Origin of the sequence: Pseudarthrobacter scleromae (assembly GCF_014644515.1) — a bacterium.
Lineage (GTDB): Bacteria > Actinomycetota > Actinomycetes > Actinomycetales > Micrococcaceae > Arthrobacter > Arthrobacter scleromae.
Genome location: NZ_BMKV01000002.1, coordinates 597,673 through 618,982, shown reverse-complemented (window position 1 = coordinate 618,982; position 21,310 = coordinate 597,673). Strand labels below are relative to the sequence as shown.

At 64.1% G+C, this 21,310-nt stretch carries 19 protein-coding genes; 16 read left to right on the top strand and 3 right to left on the bottom strand.

Annotated features, from left to right (window positions below; all coding sequences use genetic code 11):
* The first annotated feature begins 192 nt into the window (after positions 1–192).
* From IEX33_RS07700 to IEX33_RS07675, 6 genes are all read left to right on the top strand, one after another.
* Complete coding sequence (locus IEX33_RS07700; protein ID WP_188729051.1) at positions 193–1,503, top strand: ABC transporter substrate-binding protein; 1,311 nt, start codon at positions 193–195, stop codon at positions 1,501–1,503.
* Positions 1,504–1,549: 46 nt separating this feature from the next.
* Positions 1,550–2,500 (top strand): carbohydrate ABC transporter permease, encoded by a 951-nt coding sequence (locus tag IEX33_RS07695; protein WP_188729049.1) that lies wholly within the window; start codon positions 1,550–1,552, stop codon positions 2,498–2,500.
* Positions 2,501–2,509: 9 nt separating this feature from the next.
* Entirely contained in the window at positions 2,510–3,409 is a 900-nt protein-coding gene (locus tag IEX33_RS07690; RefSeq protein ID WP_188729047.1) for a carbohydrate ABC transporter permease, read from the top strand.
* Positions 3,410–3,521: 112 nt separating this feature from the next.
* Complete coding sequence (locus IEX33_RS07685) at positions 3,522–5,540, top strand: pectinesterase family protein (RefSeq protein WP_188729045.1); 2,019 nt, start codon at positions 3,522–3,524, stop codon at positions 5,538–5,540.
* Between the two features lie 36 nt (positions 5,541–5,576).
* Positions 5,577–6,863, top strand: a complete 1,287-nt coding sequence (locus IEX33_RS07680; RefSeq protein ID WP_188729043.1) for a pectate lyase family protein — start codon at positions 5,577–5,579, stop codon at positions 6,861–6,863.
* 150 nt (positions 6,864–7,013) lie between these two features.
* Positions 7,014–7,223 carry a dodecin gene (locus IEX33_RS07675; RefSeq protein WP_104185595.1) on the top strand — a complete coding sequence of 70 codons (210 nt, stop codon included), beginning with the start codon at positions 7,014–7,016 and terminating at the stop codon, positions 7,221–7,223.
* Between the two features lie 81 nt (positions 7,224–7,304).
* Here IEX33_RS07675 and IEX33_RS07670 read toward each other — a convergent pair whose 3' ends face one another.
* Positions 7,305–7,520, bottom strand: a complete 216-nt coding sequence (locus IEX33_RS07670; protein WP_104185596.1) for a hypothetical protein — start codon at positions 7,518–7,520, stop codon at positions 7,305–7,307.
* 128 nt (positions 7,521–7,648) lie between these two features.
* Positions 7,649–8,548 carry a helix-turn-helix domain-containing protein gene (locus IEX33_RS07665; RefSeq protein WP_188729041.1) on the bottom strand — a complete coding sequence of 300 codons (900 nt, stop codon included), beginning with the start codon at positions 8,546–8,548 and terminating at the stop codon, positions 7,649–7,651.
* A gap of 198 nt (positions 8,549–8,746) precedes the next feature.
* Here IEX33_RS07665 and IEX33_RS07660 point away from each other — a divergent pair, with 198 nt between their 5' ends.
* The 10 genes from IEX33_RS07660 to IEX33_RS07615 all read left to right on the top strand — a co-directional run bounded on the left by IEX33_RS07660 (position 8,747) and on the right by IEX33_RS07615 (position 20,347).
* Positions 8,747–9,568, top strand: coding sequence for an aldo/keto reductase (locus IEX33_RS07660; RefSeq protein ID WP_104185598.1), 822 nt, complete (start codon positions 8,747–8,749; stop codon positions 9,566–9,568).
* Positions 9,569–9,604: 36 nt separating this feature from the next.
* Positions 9,605–10,576, top strand: coding sequence for an aldo/keto reductase (locus tag IEX33_RS07655; RefSeq protein ID WP_188729040.1), 972 nt, complete (start codon positions 9,605–9,607; stop codon positions 10,574–10,576).
* The gene (locus IEX33_RS07650; protein ID WP_188729038.1) at positions 10,570–11,598 is read left to right on the top strand and encodes an NAD-dependent epimerase/dehydratase family protein; all 1,029 of its coding nucleotides are present in this window, start codon (positions 10,570–10,572) and stop codon (positions 11,596–11,598) included. Before IEX33_RS07655 ends, IEX33_RS07650 begins: the two co-directional genes overlap by 7 nt.
* 238 nt (positions 11,599–11,836) lie before the next feature.
* A complete protein-coding gene (locus IEX33_RS07645) occupies positions 11,837–14,398 on the top strand; it encodes a rhamnogalacturonan lyase (protein ID WP_188729037.1) in 2,562 nt (853 codons plus the stop codon).
* Between the two features lie 29 nt (positions 14,399–14,427).
* Entirely contained in the window at positions 14,428–15,261 is an 834-nt protein-coding gene (locus IEX33_RS07640) for an aldo/keto reductase (protein ID WP_188729035.1), read from the top strand.
* A gap of 132 nt (positions 15,262–15,393) precedes the next feature.
* Positions 15,394–15,660, top strand: coding sequence for a GlsB/YeaQ/YmgE family stress response membrane protein (locus IEX33_RS07635; RefSeq protein WP_104185602.1), 267 nt, complete (start codon positions 15,394–15,396; stop codon positions 15,658–15,660).
* A gap of 111 nt (positions 15,661–15,771) precedes the next feature.
* Entirely contained in the window at positions 15,772–16,251 is a 480-nt protein-coding gene (locus IEX33_RS07630; RefSeq protein WP_188729033.1) for a YtxH domain-containing protein, read from the top strand.
* A gap of 587 nt (positions 16,252–16,838) precedes the next feature.
* On the top strand, positions 16,839–18,896 hold the full coding sequence (locus IEX33_RS07625) for an HNH endonuclease signature motif containing protein (RefSeq protein WP_308421966.1): 2,058 nt from the start codon (positions 16,839–16,841) through the stop codon (positions 18,894–18,896).
* Between the two features lie 124 nt (positions 18,897–19,020).
* Positions 19,021–19,689 carry a maleylpyruvate isomerase family mycothiol-dependent enzyme gene (locus tag IEX33_RS07620; RefSeq protein WP_188729029.1) on the top strand — a complete coding sequence of 223 codons (669 nt, stop codon included), beginning with the start codon at positions 19,021–19,023 and terminating at the stop codon, positions 19,687–19,689.
* 55 nt (positions 19,690–19,744) lie between these two features.
* Positions 19,745–20,347 (top strand): maleylpyruvate isomerase family mycothiol-dependent enzyme, encoded by a 603-nt coding sequence (locus IEX33_RS07615; RefSeq protein ID WP_188729027.1) that lies wholly within the window; start codon positions 19,745–19,747, stop codon positions 20,345–20,347.
* 43 nt (positions 20,348–20,390) lie between these two features.
* Here IEX33_RS07615 and IEX33_RS07610 read toward each other — a convergent pair whose 3' ends face one another.
* On the bottom strand, positions 20,391–21,254 hold the full coding sequence (locus tag IEX33_RS07610) for a putative protein N(5)-glutamine methyltransferase (protein WP_188729025.1): 864 nt from the start codon (positions 21,252–21,254) through the stop codon (positions 20,391–20,393).
* Positions 21,255–21,310 lie beyond the last annotated feature (56 nt).

Genomic DNA, 21,310 nt, shown 5'->3' with positions numbered 1-21,310 from the left:
AACATGTGTTGACAGTCACAACCTATGTTTGCTAGAAATCGTTTACTCAGATTTTCAGTTCTGCGTCACTGCTGCTTCGGTAGTGCAGCGACGAGCGGTCCTATGAGCGTTCAACACTCAGAAACTTTCCGTTCAACTTCCAACAATCCGCCGCACCGGACCGTGGTGCGCAACCCCGAGAGGCGTCATTCAATGAAGAAGACAGTCAGCACCCCCATCTCCCGCAGGCTGGTTCTGGGCGCAGCCGTCACCGCCGCGGGGCTGGCCCTGAGCGGCTGCGGCGGCGGTGGGTCAGCCCCTGCCGCCGGGGGTGGAAACGTGGAGCTGAACTTCGTCTACTGGGGCGATGCCACCAGGGCCAAGATGACCGACGTGGCAATCAAGATCTTCGAGGAAAAGAACCCGGGCATCACCGTCAAGAGCGAATACCAGGACAGCGGCCCGTACGCCGACAAGCTGGCTACACGCTTCGCCGGGGGCAATCCTCCGGACGTGCTGAACATGGCAAACCGGAGCCTGCTCGAATATGCGCAGCGCGGCACGCTCGCAGACCTCAGGTCCTTGCAGGAACTGGACCTCGCGGACATCCCGGACACCATCCAAAGTCGGGGTGAAGTGGATGGCAAGCTCTACGGCCTGGCCACGGGCGTGACCACTATCGGCATGGTGGTCAACAAGACAATTACGGACCAAGCCGGCGTCATCATCCCGGACGACAAGACCTGGAGCTGGGAGGACTACGCCAGGTTTGCCACCGAGGTCACGCAGAAAACCGGGGGCAAGGTATACGGGGCCGGTTACGACGTTGCCACCGAAACCGGTCCCATCCTGTTCGCCAGGCAGCGCGGCGAGGACTTCTACACCAAGGACAACAAGCTCGGAGTCAGCGAGGAGACCATCCGGGAGTGGTTCCAGTACAGCGTCGACCTGCGGGCAGCCGGAGGCTATCCCCCGGCAGGCTTCTTCGAGCAGATCGGCGGCTCAGCCGCCCAGTCCTACCTGGCAAAGGGCACCGTAGCCTCGCAGATCATTCCGATCAATAACTACAAGGCCTACAACGAGGCCGCCGGCGGCAACGTGGTCCTGCTCCGGATGCCCGGTGAGACCACGGAGAAGCGCCGCGGCTACTCAGCTGATCCCAGCATGCTCTGGTCCATTGCTGCCAAGTCCAAGCATCCCAAGGAAGCTGCAAAACTGCTGAACTTCCTGATCAACGATGCAGACGGAGCCGCGGAAACGCTCACGCAGCGGGGGGTGCCCATTAATCCAAAAGTTGCGGACGCCATCAAGCCAAAACTCGGCAAGGACGACATTGCCTTCGTGGACATGGTGGCCGCCATCCAGGAAGACGACCTGGCCCCTGCGTATGTGTACCCCAAGGGTGCAAGCGTGGTGGCGGACACCCTCAAGCAACTGGCAACGGAAGTCGAGTTTGGCCGCGTCACGCCCGCTGATGCGGCCAGGACCTTCCTCGAGAAGAGCAATGCCGCCATCAACAAGTAGCCGGCCTGCGTCCAGTTACCCCCACACCCAGATAGGAGCCTGACGCATGTCAGTGCTGACCAAGCAAGCCCCCGGCGCGGCTGCCACCCTGGCCGCGCCGGGCGGGAAACCAGGCAGGACCCGCCCCAAGCGCAAGAACCAGCGTTCGGGTTACCTGTTCCTGCTGCCGTGGTTCGTCGGAATGCTGTTCACCATCATCCCGTTCTTCGCCTCCCTCTACCTGGCGTTTACGGACTACAACCTCTTCACCGAACCGAACTTCGTGGGCCTGGCGAACTTCCAGGCGTTGTTTGAGGATCCGCGCCTCCTGCAGTCCCTGAAGGTCACGTTTATCTACACCTTTGTCTCCGTCCCGATCTCGCTCGCCGTGGCACTGCTGATCGCCATCGTGCTGAACCGCGGCCTTCAGGGCCTGGCAATCTACCGGTCCGTGTACTACCTGCCCTCCCTGCTGGGCGGCAGCGTCGCGATCGTGATGCTGTGGCGCTACATCTTCGGCAACGACGGCATTGTCAACGGCGCCCTGGGACTGTTGGGAATCCAGGGTCCCGCCTGGGTAACGGACCCGGAGTTCGCTTTGAGCACGCTGATCGTCCTCAATGTGTGGACCTTCGGCTCGCCCATGGTGATCTTCCTTGCGGGCCTGCGGCAGGTGCCCACCATGTATTACGAGGCGGCATCCATCGACGGAGCGTCCCGGTGGCGGCAGTTCCGCAGCATCACCCTGCCGCTGATCAGCCCCATTATCTTCTTCAACCTCATCATGCAGCTGATCGGGTCCTTCCAGACGTTCACCCAGGGCTATGTGATGAGCGGCGGCACAGGCGGGCCTGCTGATTCCACACTCTTCTACAACCTGTACCTCTACCAGAAGGGCTTCACCGAGTTCGAGATGGGCTATGCCTCCGCCATGGCGTGGCTGCTGTTGATGATCATTGCGATTTTCACCGCCATCAACTTCATCGCATCCAAGTTCTGGGTCTTCTACGACAATTAAGGCACCGCTATGGCTCTCCTCGATCTACCCCTGAAGAACAAGCAAAAGAAGGAAGCTCCGCCCGCTGAGGACGCCCTGACAGGCACGCCGGGCACCCGCTTCTCACGGCACCTGATCCTCTGCCTGGTGGGCCTGGTGATGCTGTATCCGCTGCTCTGGCTGGTGTCCAGCTCGTTCAAGCCCAGCAACGACATTTTCCGGCAGCTGGGGCTGTGGCCCGAAAACTGGGACTTCAGCAACTATGCCCAGGGCTGGACCGCTCTGAACCAGCCCTTCCACGTGTACCTCATCAATTCCCTGATAGTGGTGGTGTTCTCCATCGTGGGGAACATCTTCTCCTGTGCCCTGGCTGCCTATGCCTTCGCACGGATGGAGTTCACGGGCCGGAAGCTGTTCTTTGCCCTGATGCTGGGAACTCTGATGCTCCCCGGCCATGTGCTCCTGGTGCCGCAATACATCATCTTCTCGCAACTGGGCTGGCTGGACACCTACCTGCCGCTGATCGTTCCCAACTTCATGGCCACCAACGCGTTCTTCATCTTCCTGATGGTCCAGTTCATGAAGGCGCTGCCCAAGGAGCTGGACGATGCCGCCCAGATCGACGGCTGCGGCCCCTTCCGCACATTCCTGCGGGTCATCATGCCCCTCTGTGTCCCGGCGATGGCCACCACCGCCATCTTCACGTTCATTTCCACCTGGAACGAGTTCTTCGGTCCCCTGCTCTACATCCAGAACCAGGACCTCTACACCGTTCCCTTGGCGCTGCGGGCCTTCATGGATTCAGAAGGCCAAAGCATGTGGGGCCCCATGTTCGCCATGTCCGTCGTGTCCATTGCACCCATCATCGGCTTCTTCATCGCTGGCCAGAAATACCTCATCAACGGCATCGCCACAACAGGCCTGAAGTAGCCCAGCCCTCAACAGGGCCCCCACGCTCCGTCCCGCATCACCAACTCAACCCAACCCTGAATGCCCGTGCCCGGGCTGGAGGCTGCCCGGGCACGCAACAAAGGAGTTTTGCATGAGTTTGCGACGTCTACTTGGCGCGGCCACCGCCGTCGTCATGCTGGGAAGCCTGGCGGCAGTCCCGGCCGCAACCGCCGCCCCCGCCGGGACCACCGGGCAGGCCGCTGCCGCGCCTGCCACCTTGGCAACGACAGCGGACAGCACCCCGGAAGCAATGTGGAAGCAAACGCCTGACGGCTTCGCATCCCTCCCGGGGTACGGTCTGGCCGGAACCACCGGCGGCCAGGCGGGCCGGATCGTCACCGCGTCCACCATCGGGGAACTTACGGACTATGCGGCAGCCACGGAACCGCTCGTGATCTTCATCCGGGGCAGCCTGGTAGCCACGGACTATGTCAAAGTCCCCGTCGCCGCCAACAAGAGCTTCATCGGCACGGGAGCCGGTGCCGAGGTGGTGAACGCAGGCTTCAAACTCATCAATACCTCCAATGTCATTTTCCGGAACTTCACCATCCGGGACTCCTACATCCCGGGCGACTGGGACGGAAAGCGCCCGGATAACGACCGCGACGGCATCCAGCTGGATACCACGCACCACGTCTGGGTGGACCACATGAAGATCCAGCGCATGGGCGACGGCCTGATAGACACCCGCAAGGACTCAGACCTCGTTACCTACTCCTGGAACGTCTTTGCGGACAACAACAAGGCCCTGGGCGTGGGCTGGACCTCCAACGCCGTGACCAGGATGACCATCCACCACAACTGGATCCGCAACACCACCCAGCGAAACTTCAGCCTGGACAACACCGCAGCCGCACACGTCTACAACAACTACCTGCAGGACGTGGGGCAGTACGGAATGATGGGCCGCAACGCCGCCAAGGTGGTGCTGGAGGGCAACACCTTCACAGCCGTGCAGGACCCAATTGTCGCCAAGGACCCCGGCACCGAGGTGGTTAGCCGGGACAACGTTTTCAACGGCACCCGCGGCCGCAGGGATAACGTGGGCGCCGCGTTTGACCCCGCCCAGAACTACGCCTACCAGAAAGACGACGCCGCCCGCGTTCCGGACATTGTTGCCGCCGGGGCCGGCCCCAGGGAGAACAGCGTGCCCAACAACGCCACCGGGATCACCGTGGCCCTCGACGGCACGGGCGACTTCGGCAGCCTGCAGGCTGCAATCGGATCCATCCCCAGCGGCAGCACCATGCCCCGAACCATCACCGTCAAGCCCGGCACCTACCGCGAATCCGTAAACGTCTGGGCGGACCGCACGAACCTCACCATCCAGGGCGCAACAGCCAACCCGGCCGACGTCGTCCTCAGCTACGACCTGCCGGCCAACGGCGTAAAGTTCTACGGCGGAACGTGGGGAGCGGGCGGAAGCGCCACCCTCAACGTCCTGGCTGAAGGAACCACCGTGCGGAACCTCACCGTGGAGAACGCCTACGACGAAGCCGCGAACGGCGGCAGCCAGGCGCTCGCTGTCCGGTCCGTGGGAGATAAGGTGACCTTCGACGGCACCCGTTTCCTGGGCAACCAGGACACGTACCTGGCCGACACCACCGGCCGCGACGCCACCGCCCGTACCTACCTCAAGAACTGCTACATCGAAGGCGACGTGGACTTCATCTACGGCCGGGGCACCGCTGTCCTGGACGGCTGCACCATCCATTCCCTGGACCGCGGCAGCGCAACCAACAACGGCTACGTCGTTGCCCCCAGCACCAAGAACTCCAACCCGTACGGCATCCTGATCGTGGACAGCAAGCTCACCTCGGATGCCGCTCCGGGAACGGTGAGCCTGGGCCGGCCCTGGTTCGCCAGCAGCGATCCTGATGCGCATCCCATGGCCGTGATCCGGGACTCCGTCCTGGGCAGCCACATTGCTGTCCGCGGCTGGGCGGACATGAGCGGCCATTCGTGGGCGGAAGGCCGCTTTGCCGAATACAACAACAGCGGACCCGGCGCCCATATCAACGAGTTCCACCCCCAGCTCACGCCGGACGAGGCCGCGAAGTTCACCGGGGAAACCTTCCTCGGTGACTGGACCCCCGCGGAACGTGGTTGAGATGGCCGGCAAACAACACTCCAAGGAGAACCAGGAATGATTTCCACACCCCTGGCTATCGTGATGGCCACTGGTCTTGCCCTGACGGCGTCCGTTCCCGCACCAACGCAGCATGATGGTAAAGCGGTCCCGGTATCCACTGACTTGGGGAGGCAGGTTCTTGCCGCAGGTGACGGATGGGCGTCTGCTGACGGCGGAACAACCGGCGGTGCCACTGCAGCGCCGGAAGACGTGCACGAGGTTGCAACGAGGGATGAATTCGCCGCGGCAGTGGCCGGAAACGATCCCAAGATCGTGTACGTGAAACAGCACATTGACGCAAACACCGCTCCGGACGGGACCCCGATCGCCTGCGAAGACTACGCGGTGGACGGCTACTCCCTGGACGCATACCTGGCAGCATTCGACCCTGCACACTGGGCGGGGCAGGCATCCGGCCCCCTCGAAGATGCGCGCAAGGCGTCCAGCGCAAACCAGCGGGAGCAAATCCGGATCAACGTCGGCGCCAACACCACCATCGTTGGCGTGGGCGACGTCCAGCTCACGGGGTTTACGTTAAACATTGATCGGGTGGACAACGTGATTGTCCGCAACCTCCGCCTCTCCGACGCCTACGACTGCTTCCCTGGTTGGAACGGGGACACCTGGAAAACGGAGTGGGACAACGTGGTGGTGTCGGGCTCCACCCACGTATGGCTGGACCACCTGTCGCTGGATGACGGCGGGACAGTCGACGCCGAACAGCCCGAACATTTCGGTGAGCCCTTCCTGCGGCATGACGGCCTCCTGGATGTGGTCCGCCAGTCAGACCTGGTGACGATCTCGTGGAGCAGGATGCTGGGGCATGACAAATCCTTGCTGTGGGGCAACGGCGACGGTGCTACGGCGGATCGTGGCCGGCTCCGCGTCACACTCCACCACAACGATTTGGTGGATCTTGAACAGCGGGCGCCCCGGGTCCGGTTTGGGCAAGCACACGTCTATAACAACGTGTATAGGGTGACCAACCCAGACCATTACCAGTACTCATGGGGCGTCGGTGTGGAGTCCAGCATCATTGCGAGGAGCAACACCTTTGAACTGGCGCCGGGCATTCCTCCTTCGCAGATCATCCGAGACTTTGGGGGCACCGGAATCGATGAAGAGGGCACCTGGGTCAACGGACGGCAGGTCAGCGTCCTAAACGCCTACAATTCAGCTAATCCGGGCGCATCACTGGCTCCGCAAGTAGCGGGCATAGCCGGCCCTCATCTGCCCATTGAACCTGCGCCGTCCGCACAGAAACGGGTTGAGCGCGGAGCAGGCGCCGGCATGCTGAACTGATCCCTCATGCCTTGTGGCGTTACTCGCCTGAGGAACGCCTCGCATCCACAACCAAACATCCGGATAAGGCTGGCCAACGTTCTTGAAGTCCTACTAGTCTTCAAGAACGGCCCGCAACCGGGAGCCCCAAGGCGATCACTAGGAGCGAAGTTGTCCAACCACACGTACAGCATTTCGGAAATTGTCGGCACGTCGGACCAGGGTGTGGACGAAGCCGTCCGCAATGGCATCGCGAAGGCCTCTCAGACCCTCCGCAACCTGGACTGGTTCGAGGTGAAGGAAATCCGGGGCCACCTGGAAGAGGGCAAGATCGCTGACTGGCAGGTCACCATAAAGATCGGCTTCCGCCTCGAAGAATAACGGCTCCAACCCAAACTGGCCCGCACCTACGTCGAAAAAACCCGAATCGGGGACGTCAGGTGCGGGCCAGTTTGGGTTTAGCTAGTTTGCCGAGACGGTACCGGCTGAGCGCCGCCGCCAGACTGTTGGAACGCCGTCGAACGCGGGGAACACGTGGCCTTCAAAAAAGGACAGCACGGTGTGCGGGTCATGGTCCGGACTCCAGAGACCGGACACCGGGCAGTGAGAGCCCGTGGCAGTGGAGGGAGCGCCGGCCGTGGCGCCCTTGCGTTCCTTGAGCAGTGCGATGCGTTTCATCGTTGAGACCATCCTTGGGTGGAGAAAGCGTGTAGCTCCAGCCTAGGAAGCGCGCAGTTCTTCCCCAATGGGCTCGTGGCCAGAATCACCCGCCCCAACTGGCCAAAAGCACAATGTTCCCGGCTGCTTTACTCCCGGTTCTCGGCAACGGCCGGAGCGGCGTCGCGGACCGCAGGCTCCGGGGCGGGTCCAGCGGCACCCAGGCTCCCCAGCAGCGCAAGGGCGTCGGCCGACGGCGAGCCCGCCTTGGCGGAATACACCCGGAGCGTCTGGTCGGGATCGTCCGGGAGGACCAGGTTCTCAAAGTTCAGTTCCAAATCCCCGACGGCGGGGTGATGCAGCCGAACGCTGCCCGCCGACCGCGTGGCCACCCGGTGCCCTGCCCACCACTGCCGGAAGTGCTCGCTGTGGACCGCCAGTTCGCCTACCAGTTGGTTGGCCTGGGCGTCGTTGGGATGCCGGCCGACGTCCACCCGCAAGGCGCCTGCCGCTTCTGCAGCAACGGTTTTCCAGTCCCGGAAAAGCTCCCGGGCCCCGGGATCAAGAATGAGCCAGCGGGTCAGGTTCCGTTCGGCGGCCGGCAGCGCGGGAAAGTCCGTGAACAGCAGGAAGGCCATCCGGTTTCCGGCAAGGACATCACTGCGCCGCCCCAGCACCATGGCCGGCACGTCCCCCACCGCCTCAAGGAGTTGGCGAAGCCCGGGGCGGACACCCTGGACGGCGGGGACGCTGGACCGGGCGGACCCGGCGCAGTTTTCCAGCAGGTCCAGCATGTGCGCATGCTCGCCGGTGTCCAGCCTGAGGGCGCGCGAGACTGCGTCAAGGACGGTGCGTGAAGGGTGGATGTTCCGGCCTTGCTCAAGGCGGACGTAGTAGTCAGTGCTGACTCCGGCCAGGCGGGCGACTTCCTCGCGGCGCAAGCCGGGAACCCTGCGGGCACCGGAAGCCGGCCCCGCACCGGCGTCCTCCGGGCTCAGGCGGGACCGCATGGCTTTGAGGAATTTTCCGAACTCGGCGCTTTGACCCATGCAGACCATTGTGCCCGGCACGGTGGTTCTGCTCTACAACGAAGGTAGGACTGGCAGTCCTAGGAAAAACAGAATCATGCAGTCCTGCTGACTTACCGGCGGAAAGTGCATAGGCTCAGGAGGGAGCCAGCGGAAACCGCTTTCTTCCTGTCGAGCCCACGGCATCCAACTACCGCACCAGCGCATCAAGGAGCCCCCATGTCAGAGCTGACACTGAACAACGGCGTCACTATCCCCCAGCTTGGCCTCGGCGTTTTCCAGGTCCCGCCCGAAGACACCCAGCGGATTGTGGAGGACGCCTTCGAGGCCGGCTACCGCCACATCGATACCGCAGCCGGGTACCGCAACGAGGCCGGAGTGGGCGCGGCGATTGCTGCCACGGGGATTCCGCGCGAGGACATCTTCGTCACCACCAAGCTCCGGAACGGCGAACAGGGCCGCGCGCAGGAAGCCTTCCAGAACAGCCGCAAAGCACTGGGGCTGGAGTTTGTGGACCTCTACCTGATCCACTGGCCGGTCCCTTCCCAGGGGCTCTACGTCCAGGCCTGGAAAGAGATGGAGCGGCTGTACGAGAACAAGCAGATCCGCGCCATCGGCGTCTCCAACTTCCTGGCCGAACACCTGGACAACCTGCTGGAGTCTGCGGAGATCGTTCCCGCAGTCAACCAGATCGAGCTCCACCCCAGCTACCAGCAGGCGGCCCTCGCGGCCAAGTGCCGGGACCTGGGCATCGGCGTCGAGGCCTACAGCCCGCTCGGCCAGGGCGGCGACCTGAACGGAAACGCCGTCACCGCCATCGCCAACGCCCACAGCGCCACCACGGCACAAGTGGTGCTCGCCTGGCACCTGGCAACAGGCAACATCGTGATCCCCAAGTCCGTGGATCCGGGACGCATGCGGGAGAACTTCGCCGCATCCTCCCTGAAGCTCACGGAGGACGAACTGTCTGCCATCACCGCCCTGGAGTCCGGCGCCCGGATCGGGTCAGATCCCGCCGTCGCCGCCTTCACCCAGCTGTAGGCCGACTCCCTGAACACGTCCCCGAAAGGACAACCCATGCAGTACACCCACCTGGGCCGCTCCGGCCTCTCAGTCTCCCGCCTCTGCCTCGGCACCATGAACTTCGGTCCGCAGACGGAAGAAGCGGATGCCCACTCCATCATGGATTCGGCACATGAGCAGGGCATCAACTTCTTCGACACCGCCAACGTCTACGGCGGCGCCGGCCACCGCGGCTGGACGGAAGAGATCATTGGCCGCTGGTTCGCGAAGGGCGGCGAGCGCCGGGAACACACGGTGCTGGCCACCAAGCTGTACGGCACCATGACGGACCGGCCCAACGAATCCAAGCTCTCCGCTTTGAACATCCGCCGGGCCCTGGATGCCAGCCTGAAACGCCTGCAGACCGACTACATTGACGTCTACCAGTTCCACCACATTGACCGTGACACCCCGTGGGACGAAATCTGGCAGGCCATCGAAGTCGCCGTCCAGCAGGGCAAGATCCTGTACTCCGGCAGCAGCAACTTCGCCGGCTGGCACATTGCCCAGGCGCAGGAAGCGGCCCGCCGCCGCAACTACACCGGCCTGGTGAGCGAACAGTCCATCTACAACCTCTTCATGCGCCAGGTGGAGTTGGAGGTCATTCCGGCCGCGCAGCAGTACGGGCTGGGCCTCATCCCCTGGTCGCCTTTGCAGGGCGGGCTCCTGGGCGGGGTACTGAAGAAGGAGCGCGACGGCGTCCGGCGCACCGAGGGCCGTGCGGCGGAGACGCTCAAGAAGCACGAGGACCAGATCCGCCAGTATGAGGATTTCGCGGATGAGCTCGGCCACGAGCCCGGCGACGTTGCCCTTGCCTGGCTCCTGCACCAGCCCGCCGTCACGGCACCCATCGTGGGACCGCGGACCCAGGAACAGCTCGACGCTGCCGTGCGTGCCCTCGACGTCACCCTGGACGCCGATGCCCTCAAGCGGCTGGATGACATCTTCCCGGGGCACCGCACTGCGCCGGAAGACTACGCGTGGTGAACCCACTCACCCCTGACGCCGACACCGTGGCGCCGAGAAACATCCTTTTCATCGGCGGCACCGGAGTCATCAGTGCGGCGGCGGCAGAACGCGCCGTCGCGCTGGGGCACCGGCTCACCATCCTCAACCGGGGCCGGTCCACAAGGCCGGTCCCGGATGGGGCGGAAATCCTCACGGCCGACGTTCGCGACGCATCCTCGGTCCGTGCGGCGCTCGCCGGGCGCGAGTTCGACGCCGTGGCGGACTTTATTACCTTTACGGCAGACCAGGCGCAGGCCGGCCTGGACCTGTTCGCCGGCCGCACCGGGCAGTACGTGTTCATCAGCTCTGCGTCCGCCTACCAGAAGCCGCCCACCAGGCTGCCAATCCTCGAGTCCACTCCGCTGAAGAATCCGTTCTGGCAGTACTCCCGGGACAAGATTGCCTGTGAGGAACTGTTCTACAAGGCATACCGCGAGCAGGACTTCCCACTGACCGTGGTCCGTCCTTCGCACACCTATGACCGCACCAAGATCGCCATGGTGGGCGGCTGGACGGACATCCACCGGATGCGCTCGGGACTGCCGGTCATGGTCCACGGCGACGGGACGTCGCTGTGGACCCTGACCCACAGCCAGGACTTTGCCAAAGCCTTCGTCGGCCTGCTGGGCCGGCCGCAGGCGGTGGGCGAAAGCTACACCATCACGTCGGACGAGTACCTGCCGTGGAACCAGATCTACCAGCTGTTCGCGCGGGCCGCGGGCGTTCCGGAGCCGGAACTGGTCCACGTGTCGTCGGAAACCATCGCCGCCCACAGCGCCGAGCTTGGAGCCAACCTCCTGGGCGACCGCTCACACTCCGTGGTCTTCGACAACGCCAAGATCAAGTCCCTGGTACCCGGCTACCGCGCCACCATTCCGTTCGCTGACGGCGCCCGGCAAATCGTGCAGTGGTTTGACGCGAACCCGCAGCTGCAGACCGTGGACCAGGACTACATGGCCCTCAGCGACCGGCTCATCGCCTGGATGCGCAGCGGGGCATAGCATCCAGCCACCGCCCCGGAACTGATAGGGCGCCGCGGTCGAATTCGCCGGAAGGGTGCGGGGACGCCGGAAGCGTGCAGCGTCCCCGCACCTTTCCGGCGTCCCCAGCGCCGCGCTACTTCTACAACGTTCTAAATATCTTCATTGCTCATCGGTGGCAAGGCTTGTTTTATGCCCCGCTCCCCCACTAGGTTATCGGGGAAGCGTTTTCCCATTCTCGAATTGAAAGGATTCACTGATGAGTCCGCACAGTACTCCGGCGCGCCTTCTGTCCGTCGCCGCCGTCGGCATTGCACTTACCGTCGGCTGCCTCGCCGCCCCGGCAGCCGCCGTCGAACGTTCCCCCAAGTCCCTCACGCCGGACGTCCAGCTGGACCACCTTGACCGCGGCCTGGTGGCCGCCAAGACCTCCGAAGGCGTCTTCCTGAGCTGGCGGCTCCTGGGCCACGAAGCCGCCGGCTCCTCCGCCACCGGCCTGACCGGGACGGACTTCAACGTCTACCGGGACGGCGAGAAACTCGCCACGGTCACGGACAGCACCAACTTCCAGGACGCCGGCGGGACCGCCGCCTCCGGGTACCAGGTGCGGGCCGTCGTCGGAGGCGTGGAGGTGGACAGCAGCGCAACCGCAACACCGTGGGGTGGCAACTTCAAGGACATCCCGCTGAAGAAGCCGGCAGACGGTGTCACCCCAGCCGGGCAGGCCTACACCTACGCCGCGAATGACGCGTCCGTGGGGGACGTCGACGGCGACGGGCAGTACGAGTTCATCGTCAAGTGGGACCCGAACAACTCCAAAGACGTTTCCCAGGTGGGCTACACCGGCAACACCTACGTGGACACCTACAAGGCGGACGGCACGCTGCTGCACCGCATCGACCTGGGCGTAAACATCCGCTCGGGCGCCCACTACACCCAGATGCTGGTCAACGATTTCGACGGCGACGGCCGCGCCGAGATGATGATGAAGACCGCCCCGGGAACCAAGAGCACCAGCTTCACCGCGGATGGCAGCGTTGCTTCCGAGGGGTTCATTTCGCTGCTGCAGCAGGACATCGAAGCCGGCTACGCCAACTCGGACGACTACCGCATGAGCGCCGCGGACTACTACCGGCACATGGTGCGGACGTTCCAGGGATGGACGGAACATCCGGAGGTGAAGGCCGGCAACTGGCCCGCCACACTGGAGGAAGCGTTTGGTACCGCGCCGAAGTACCAGTACCCCCTGTCCCAGGCTGACGCTGAGGCACTGGCCGACTACTTCATGGACGTGTATGCCCCTTCGCGCAGCGCCAGGAACAACCTGCGGGCCTTCGAGGGCTTCATCGTGTCCGGCCCCGAATACCTGACGGTGTTTGAGGGTGCCACGGGCAAGGAACTGCAGACCGTTGCCTATGAGCCCGGCAGGCACGACGACGGGCTCATGTGGGGCGACTATGCCATGGCACGCATTGAGCCGGGCAACAGGGTGGACCGGTTCCTCGCCGGCGTCGCCTACCTTGACGGCAAGAAGCCCGCGGCCGTGTTCGCCCGCGGCTACTACACCCGGAGCACGCTGGCCACCTACACGTGGGACGGGTCGGACCTCGCACCCGTGTGGAACGTTGACTCCGGCTGGACTCCCATGACCAACCCGTTCAACGACGGTCCCCACGGCCGGGACGGCACCGACCCGGAGTTCGGCACGCTCACGACGCAGGGATTCCACTCGCTCAGCGCATCCGACGTGGACGGCGACGGCAAGCAGGAGATCGTGTACGGCTCCGCCACCATCGACGACGACGGTTCGCTGCTGTACAGCTCCTTCGACACGATGCCTGACGGCAGCGCCGCTCCGGGCGGGGAAGCGCGCCTGGGCCACGGCGACGCCATGCACGTGACGGACATCGACCCCACCCGTCCGGGCAAGGAGATCTTCACGGTGCATGAGGGCGGCACCTACGCCCCGTATGGGTACGCGATGCGCGACGCCGCCACCGGCCAGGTGCTCTTCGGCGCCTACTCCGGCAAGGACACCGGACGCGGCATGATCGGCGATGTGGACCCCTCCGTCCCCGGCATCGAGAACTGGGCCATCGGCATGCAGTCGGCCGACGGCGACAAGCTCACTACCGATCCCAAAAACGTCCCCGGCACGAACATGAGCATCAAGTGGGCCGCGGACATGACCACGCAGGTCATCAATGGCGCAGGCGAGCAGGCGCCCACCATTGACGACTGGAAGCGGGGCCGGCTGCTGACCGCTGAAGGCACCCGCACCAACAACGGCACCAAGGGCACACCGAGCCTGGTGGCGGACGTGGTGGGCGACTGGCGCGAAGAGATGTTGGTCCGGACAGCCGACAGTTCGGCGCTGCGCATGTACCTCAGCACCGAGGTGACCAACCACAAGCTCTACACCCTCATGCACGATCCCCAGTACCGTGCCGAGGTTGCACGGCAGAACACCACCTACAACCAGCCGTCCTACACGGACTTCTACCTTGCCTCCGACATGGACTTCGCCGGGGTGCCCCTGCGCGCAGCCTGGCTGCCCGGCAGCGTGAAAGCCCTGCAGCACGCGCTCGAAGACCTGGTGGAGTCCGGGGACGTGTCAGGACCCGTGGCCAGCCAGCTGGCAGCCAGCACCAAGCAGGCTGCGACGGCGGTTCAAGACGGCGACGCCGCGAAGGCCGCCAAGGCCATCCAGCGCTTTGTGGACTTCCTGTCGCAGCAGAAGGGCCCGGATACTGTGTCCGATACCGCCCGCGTGTCCCTCCAGTACAACGCCGACAATATTCTTAGGGCGTTCAAGGGCTAGGGCAGGCGAATCCGGGAGAGACTGTTCCAATGACACGTGCACCGCTGATCACACTCAATGACGGCCACTCCATTCCGCAGGTGGGTCTGGGCACCTGGCCGCTGGACGATGACCAGGCGGCCACCGCCGTCGTACAAGCCCTCGAAGCCGGGTACCGGCACATCGACACGGCTGTGAAGTATGGCAACGAGCAGGGTGTGGGCAACGGCATCCGGGCCAGCGGCGTGGACCGTGATGAGCTCTTCATCACCACCAAGCTGGACGGCCAGTTCCAAGGCAACGACAGGGCAGTGGAAGGACTGGAGGGGTCGCTGGAGCGGCTGGGGCTGGATTATGTGGACCTGCTGTTGATCCACTGGCCCCTGCCGGCGCGGGACGAGTACATCTCCACCTGGAGGACCTTTGAACGTCTCCAGGCGGAGGGTAAAGTGCGCTCCATCGGGGTCTCCAACTTCAAGCCTTCCCACCTGGAACGGCTGATGGCTGAAACGGATACTGTTCCGGCCCTCAACCAGATCCAGCTGTCCCCGGCAATAACGCGCGCCGCCGAGCGGGAATTCCATGACAAGCACGGCATCGTCACGGAGTCCTATAGCCCGCTGGGCGGCTCCGGGGCGGGTCTGCTCGGCGCGCCCATCCTCTCCCAGCTCGGCGAAAAGTACGGCAAAACGCCCGGCCAGATGGTCCTTCGGTGGCACGTTCAGCACGGAATTGTAACGATTCCGAAAACAGCCAATCCGGAGCGGATGAGGGAAAACCTGGATATCTTCGACTTCGCCCTGGACCCGCAGGATCTAGCGGAATTAGCTATCCTTGACGAGGGACCCGGCACGGGCAACGATTCCGACGTCACAGGGCACTAAATGGCCCTGAAATGGGCTTTTTCTTCAATCCAGGGTTGGCAAATAGATAGTAAGCATGATTACTATTGAGGCAGAAGGATGAAGTGCCCCCGGGATCCGGAGGCCTCCTTTACTTAGGAAGAGGAACAAAAAATGGGATTCATTGCATTTCTAATTCTCGGCCTTATTGCTGGCGCGATCGCCAAGGCGATCCTCCCGGGCCGTCAGGGCGGCGGCTGGATCATCACCCTGGTCCTGGGCGTCGTCGGAGCACTCCTCGGCGGCTGGCTCGGCGGAATGATCTTCGGCACAGGACTGCAGGAGTTCTTCTCACTGCAGACGTGGCTGCTGGCCATCGGCGGCGCACTTATCGTGCTGCTGGTATACGGCATGATCACCAAGCGTGGCGCACGCAGCTAACTGCCGCGCCAGCCAGGGAAACCGGCCTGGGGACAACATCCCCAGGCCGGTTTTCCTATCTCCCGGCCTCTCTGGCCGGAACTGAACCTTTTCAGGGAGCAGGATTTCATCATGAAAAACAAACTTCTTTTGGGCGTAGGAATTGCCGCCGGATACGTACTCGGATCGCGGTCGGGCCGGGCAGCGTACGACAAACTCAAGGCCAGGGCCGCCGGCATCTGGGACAGCAAGCCTGTGCAGGACAAGGTTGCCGTAGCTACGGAGACCATCAAGGAAAAGGCTCCTGAAGTCGCGGACCAGTTGAGTGAGGCCGCCCGCCGGGCAGGTACGGTCATCGGCTCGGCGATGCACCGCGAGGGCGCCCCGGGTGAGAAGAAGTCACCAACGTCCGACGCCGCCACATCAGCCGGCGCTTCCGGCACCAGCGCTGCGGGTACTTCGGGCGGAATCGGCGCTGCTGGAACTACCGGCACTCGTGTTGCCGGTACCCCGGGCGACGACGACCTTGGCGAGGGCCACATCCCCGCGCACAGTACGCACCCGGAAACCCAGAACCTCGGCACCTCGGACGAAACTGATTCGAAGTCCTGAACAGGCAGCTCCGGCGGCTTGCGGACGAGCGGCTTCCGCTTGACAACGCAATAGACGCTTGTCTGTGCTACAACTGAATGGCTTTGCTGGCCGTCGCGATCCTTGGGGGACGCGGCGGCCAGCGGCGTCTTAACCACTGAAGCGGGTATTCTCCTCGACAGCTAACTGCCAGACGGCTCCGCGGCTATGTGGATAACCCGCTCAAGCTGGTACCGGCTTCCCGGGTTATCCACATAGCCGCTTTGGCCGACCATTTTGTCAGTGGTCCTTGGCAGAGTTGTCCCATGAAGGTGATGGGAAACCAGCTTGCAGAGTCCGGCGGCTACACCGCCCTGCTCCGCAATGCATGTTACTTCCCTCCACCTGCCAAAACCGGAACAACAAGCTCTCCACATGCGTCAGGCACCCGGCCTGTCATCCCGGGCCACCTCTCTGCAGTGGCTGGCGAACGTACTCCGAAACCCACTGCCGGGACTCATTCGCTCCCGGCATTGGCTGTTGATGGCGCCTCCGGACGTACCGGGGAAGCAGCTGGGCAGCCACAAGCCGGGCTGGCAGGAATTGGGGACCTCCTCAATGCTGCGGCCATGGCTGCCCCGGATACCCTTGCAGCGGCTGGCTACGTCCAGGCTTCCGACTTCGCCGGCCAGGTTGAGGACCTCGCCCGGAGTATTGAATGCCTGCAGCTACTCGCTGCCGGGGCTGTGGACCGGACCCGAAGCGAAGCGATCATCGCAGCGGCTGCCGCCCGGTCCACCCGGTCCCGGGGCTGGGTCACCGGGTGGGACAACGGCGTTGAAACACTCAACGAGACAGACGCCGACTGGCCGGCCCAGGCCACAACGGGCGACGCGGACCCCAACGACTCGAAACCTAACCGCCCCGCACCCAGCGACCCGACGCCCAGCGCAGCCACTGCGGCTGGAGGCATAGTCCTTCCCGCTGCGGAAACCGGGACCAGTGGCGTAGTGCCGGTCGTGACTTCTCCGGCCGACGACGGGTGCAGGAACACCGCGGAGTTCCTCCGTCTCAGGCTCCGGATCCCCCTGCGCGAGGCCCGCCGCCGTCTCGCACTCGCTGACCAGGCCCTGCCCGGGACCAGCCTCAGGGGCGAACCCCTCCCACCGGCCCGGCCACACCTCGCACGCGCCCTTTCCCCGGCAGCCACCCCACTCACGGCCGGGCCAGCCGATGGCGCAGCAACTCCTGAGGAAACAGGCGCGGACACGGGCAAAGACACGAACGAAGGTACGGACGAGGGCATGAAAGGGGTCTCGCCGGAGCGGGCTTCAGCACCAGCAGTGTCCTCTTACGCCGGGACAATCATCACCGCTGCGCTGGACCGGATCCGGCACCACACCACTCCGGACGCCCTGGACCGGGTTGAACACGAACTCACCACCGCCGCGGCCACGGCCGACCCCGACTTCGTGGCCCGCCTGGCCCAGCGCTGGGCCGAGACTATCGACGCCGACGGCACCGAACCCAGCGAAGAAGCCCTCCGCCACACCCAGGGCGCGTTCATCCGCAAACCCCGCCATGGCCTGCACCGACTCGAAATCTTCGCCACCACAGACCAGTACGAACACCTCCTCACCGCCATGAACGCCGCCACTAACCCCCGCACTACCGTCTCCACCGGGACTGGGACAGGGACAGGGACAGGGACAGGAATCGGCATCGATACTGATGCCGGCAGCGGGACACGCATCCGGACCGAAACCGACACAGACAGCGGCGCCGCATTGGACGGCGCCACATTGGACAGAGTCCTGGCCGCTGCAAGCGGAGACGGAAGTGCGGCCGTGCAGGGCACTGTCTGGAAAGACTCGCACCAGGACACGGGCCCGGACCTGGAACGTCGCACCCGTCCCCAAAAACAACTCGACGGCATCATCGGCGCCGTCAAAGCAGGGCTCACCACCAACGCCCTGCCTGCCACCGGCGGCAACCGGCCCCAGATCATCGCTACCATCAACTACCAGGACCTCTTTCCCCACCGCCCCACCTCCCTCGGAAGCCAGGAAACAGGCCCGTGGAGCCGAGGCGCGGGCGGCGCAAGCACACGCACTGACACAGGCGCAGGCGCAGCCACAGGCACAGGCGCTCACACTGGAGCAGCCACAGGCACACGCGCTCACACTGGAGCAGCCACAGGCACGGATACACGCACCGTAACCGGAACAGGACCAAATTCCGGGGCGGGGAACTTCGTCTTTACCGGTCCAGTGGCCGCCGCTACCCTGCGCAAGATCGCCTGCGACGCCGATATCATCCCCGCAGTCCTGGGCACCCAGGGCGAGATTCTGGACCTGGGACGCAAGACCCGCCTCTTTACCCCGGCCCAACGCCTAGCCCTCATTGCCCGCGATCAAGGCTGCACCTTCCCCAACTGCACCATTCCAGCACCGTGGTGCGAAGCCCACCACATCACCTACTGGTCAAACGGCGGACCCACAACTGCCAGCAACGGCGCACTTCTCTGTTCAGCGCACCACCACCTCGTACACAAAGAACAATGGACCATCACGTCCCGCCACGGAACACCCTGGTTCACGCCCCCGCCACACATCGACCCCCAGCAAAAACCGCAACAGAATTACTACTTCAGACCACCCCCGCCACCGCGGACACAGCTGGAGTAAGAGGACTCATAGCCTTGATATGTTCGATGAACCGGTCCCGAAGATGCATGTTTCCCGATAATGTCTATCTCGGTATTCTTCGAGACGATCTGCAGTTCACACCCACACGGACGAAAGAACCGGCATGCGCGCGTCAGCAGCTACTGTCTGGCAAGTTGTCCACTCCGAGAGGCGCCAACTGGCCGCTGATCTCTCGGGTTTGCTTGACGAACAGTGGAACCTCGCCTCACTCTGCCCAGGGTGGGACATTCATGACGTCCTGGCTCATATGGTGGATACGGCGCTAACCAGCCGGCTCTCGTTCGCCCGGGAGTTGGTGATGGCACGCATGGACTTCGATCGTGCGAACGAGAACGGTATAGCCCGGGAGAAGCGGCAGGACCCACAGGACACGCTCAGCGCATTCAGGGAGGTTGCTGAGTTCACTCGCACGCCGCCGGCAAACGTCGCTACACGTCTGGTCGAGGCCATTGTCCACGGCGAGGACATTCGCCGCCCCCTGGGCACGTCTGGGAGCTATCCACGGCACGCCATCGTCCAGGCGCTCTCCTACCAACTGCGCACCCCTGTTTCTTTCGGCGGAGGACGCGAGCGTGCCGCGGGCTTGCTGCTGATCGACCGGAGTACCGGCGCCACCTGGGGGAAGGGAGACGACGTCGAGGCCGATCCTCTCGATTTGCTGCTCGCGGTCTCCGGGCGCCGGGTTGCCCAAGAGAGACTCGACGGCAGCGGCGCCTCCCGTCTCGTCGGGGCAGCCGCTGGCGCGTCGGCCTCGCGTGAGCGTCGCCAGTGAGCACCGGCCGCGAGGGAGTCGGATGACGACATCGAGAAGCGAACACTTATGGTCCATGGTTCGAGCTGAGCGGACCGCGCTGGCAGAAGACCTGGCGAGCCTCACCGCAGAGCAGTGGCAACACCCCACTTTGTGTTCGCAGTGGGATGTCGAACAGGTTCTCGCCCACCTCACGGCCGCAGCGAGTTTGAACCAGTGGCAGTGGCTCCGCAGCATACTGGGTGCGCGGTTCCGTCCCGACGTCCATAATCAGCGCAGGCTGGCCGAGCATCGCGGCAGGACGCCTGCCGAGACGCTCGAGCACTTCCGCGCCATACTCGGCAGTACTAAAGCGCCCTCCGGCCACATTGCGGCCTACCTCGGCGAAGTTGTGGTGCATGCCCAAGACATCCGCCAACCGCTGGGACTTCCCCGGAGGCCGGGCGTTGAGGCTCTGACCGTCGTGGCCGATTTTTTTGCTGGACGAAACTTCACCGTGGAAAGCGACACAATTTCGGCCGGCCTGCAGTTACGCGCTGATGATGGAACGTTCGCCGCGGGCACCGGCCCGATGGTCACCGGTTCAACCCTCGCCCTGGTAATGGGCATGGCCGGCCGCAAGCCTTACCTAGACGAGCTCGCCGGCCCCGGACTGCCCATCCTCCGGTCGCGGATGTAACGCGGCGCAACCCGGCCTGCCACCGGCTAAGGACCTGGATTGATCAGTAAGACCGCGCACGACGCCCTGGAATCCGCCGGGAGCGTTCGCCACAAAGAGGCGCACCAACCACCACGGTCCCGCCCAGCTCATCAGAATGGACGGTACGCACGGTGAACCCTGCCTCAGCGACAATCCCTGCTGTCCGCCCGGACTGCTGCCCACTGGTCTCGATCAGCAGGTGCCCGTCAGGTACAAGCCATTTGCGGGCCCCTACCGCCACACGGCGGTGGAAGTCCAACCCGTCGTCGCCTCCGTCCAGCGCTGCCCGTGACTCATAGAGGCGCGCTTCGGGCGGCATGGTTTTTATCGCCTCAGTGGGGACATAAGGCGCGTTGACGGCGAGGATCCGCACCCGTCCTTGAAGTTGCGGCGGCAGTGCTGCGAACAGGTCACCCTGATACACGCGGCCACCCACCGCGTCCACATTGCGGCGGGCACAGTTTACAGCGGCAGGATCAATATCGGCAGAGTGCAGCTCCACCTCCGGGTACAGCCGGGCTAAAGCTGTACCCACCGCGCCCGACCCGCAGCAAAGGTCGACAACGACAGGGTGCGGTGACAACGGCCGGTCCCGCCGCAGCAGGCTTACCACCTGGTGAACCAGCAGTTCTGTCCTGCGCCGGGGCACAAAAACTCCCGGGTCCACGGCGATCCGTTCCCCGCAGAAGGCCGCCCACCCAAGAATGTGTTCCAGTGGCATGCCGGAAATGCGGCAGTCCACCCATTCGGCGAGTGTTTCGGAGTCCGGCGCCTCGGCTACCAGCAGCTGCGCTTCGTCTTCCGCGAAAACGCAGCCCGCTGCGCGCAGGGCGGACACAATGGGAGCAAGGGTAAGGGGCGCGGCAGTCGCATCGTAAGTTCGCATCATCATCCCTTCCCAAGGGCCTGCAGCCAATGGCGTGGCTGGAGGCCCATGTTAGT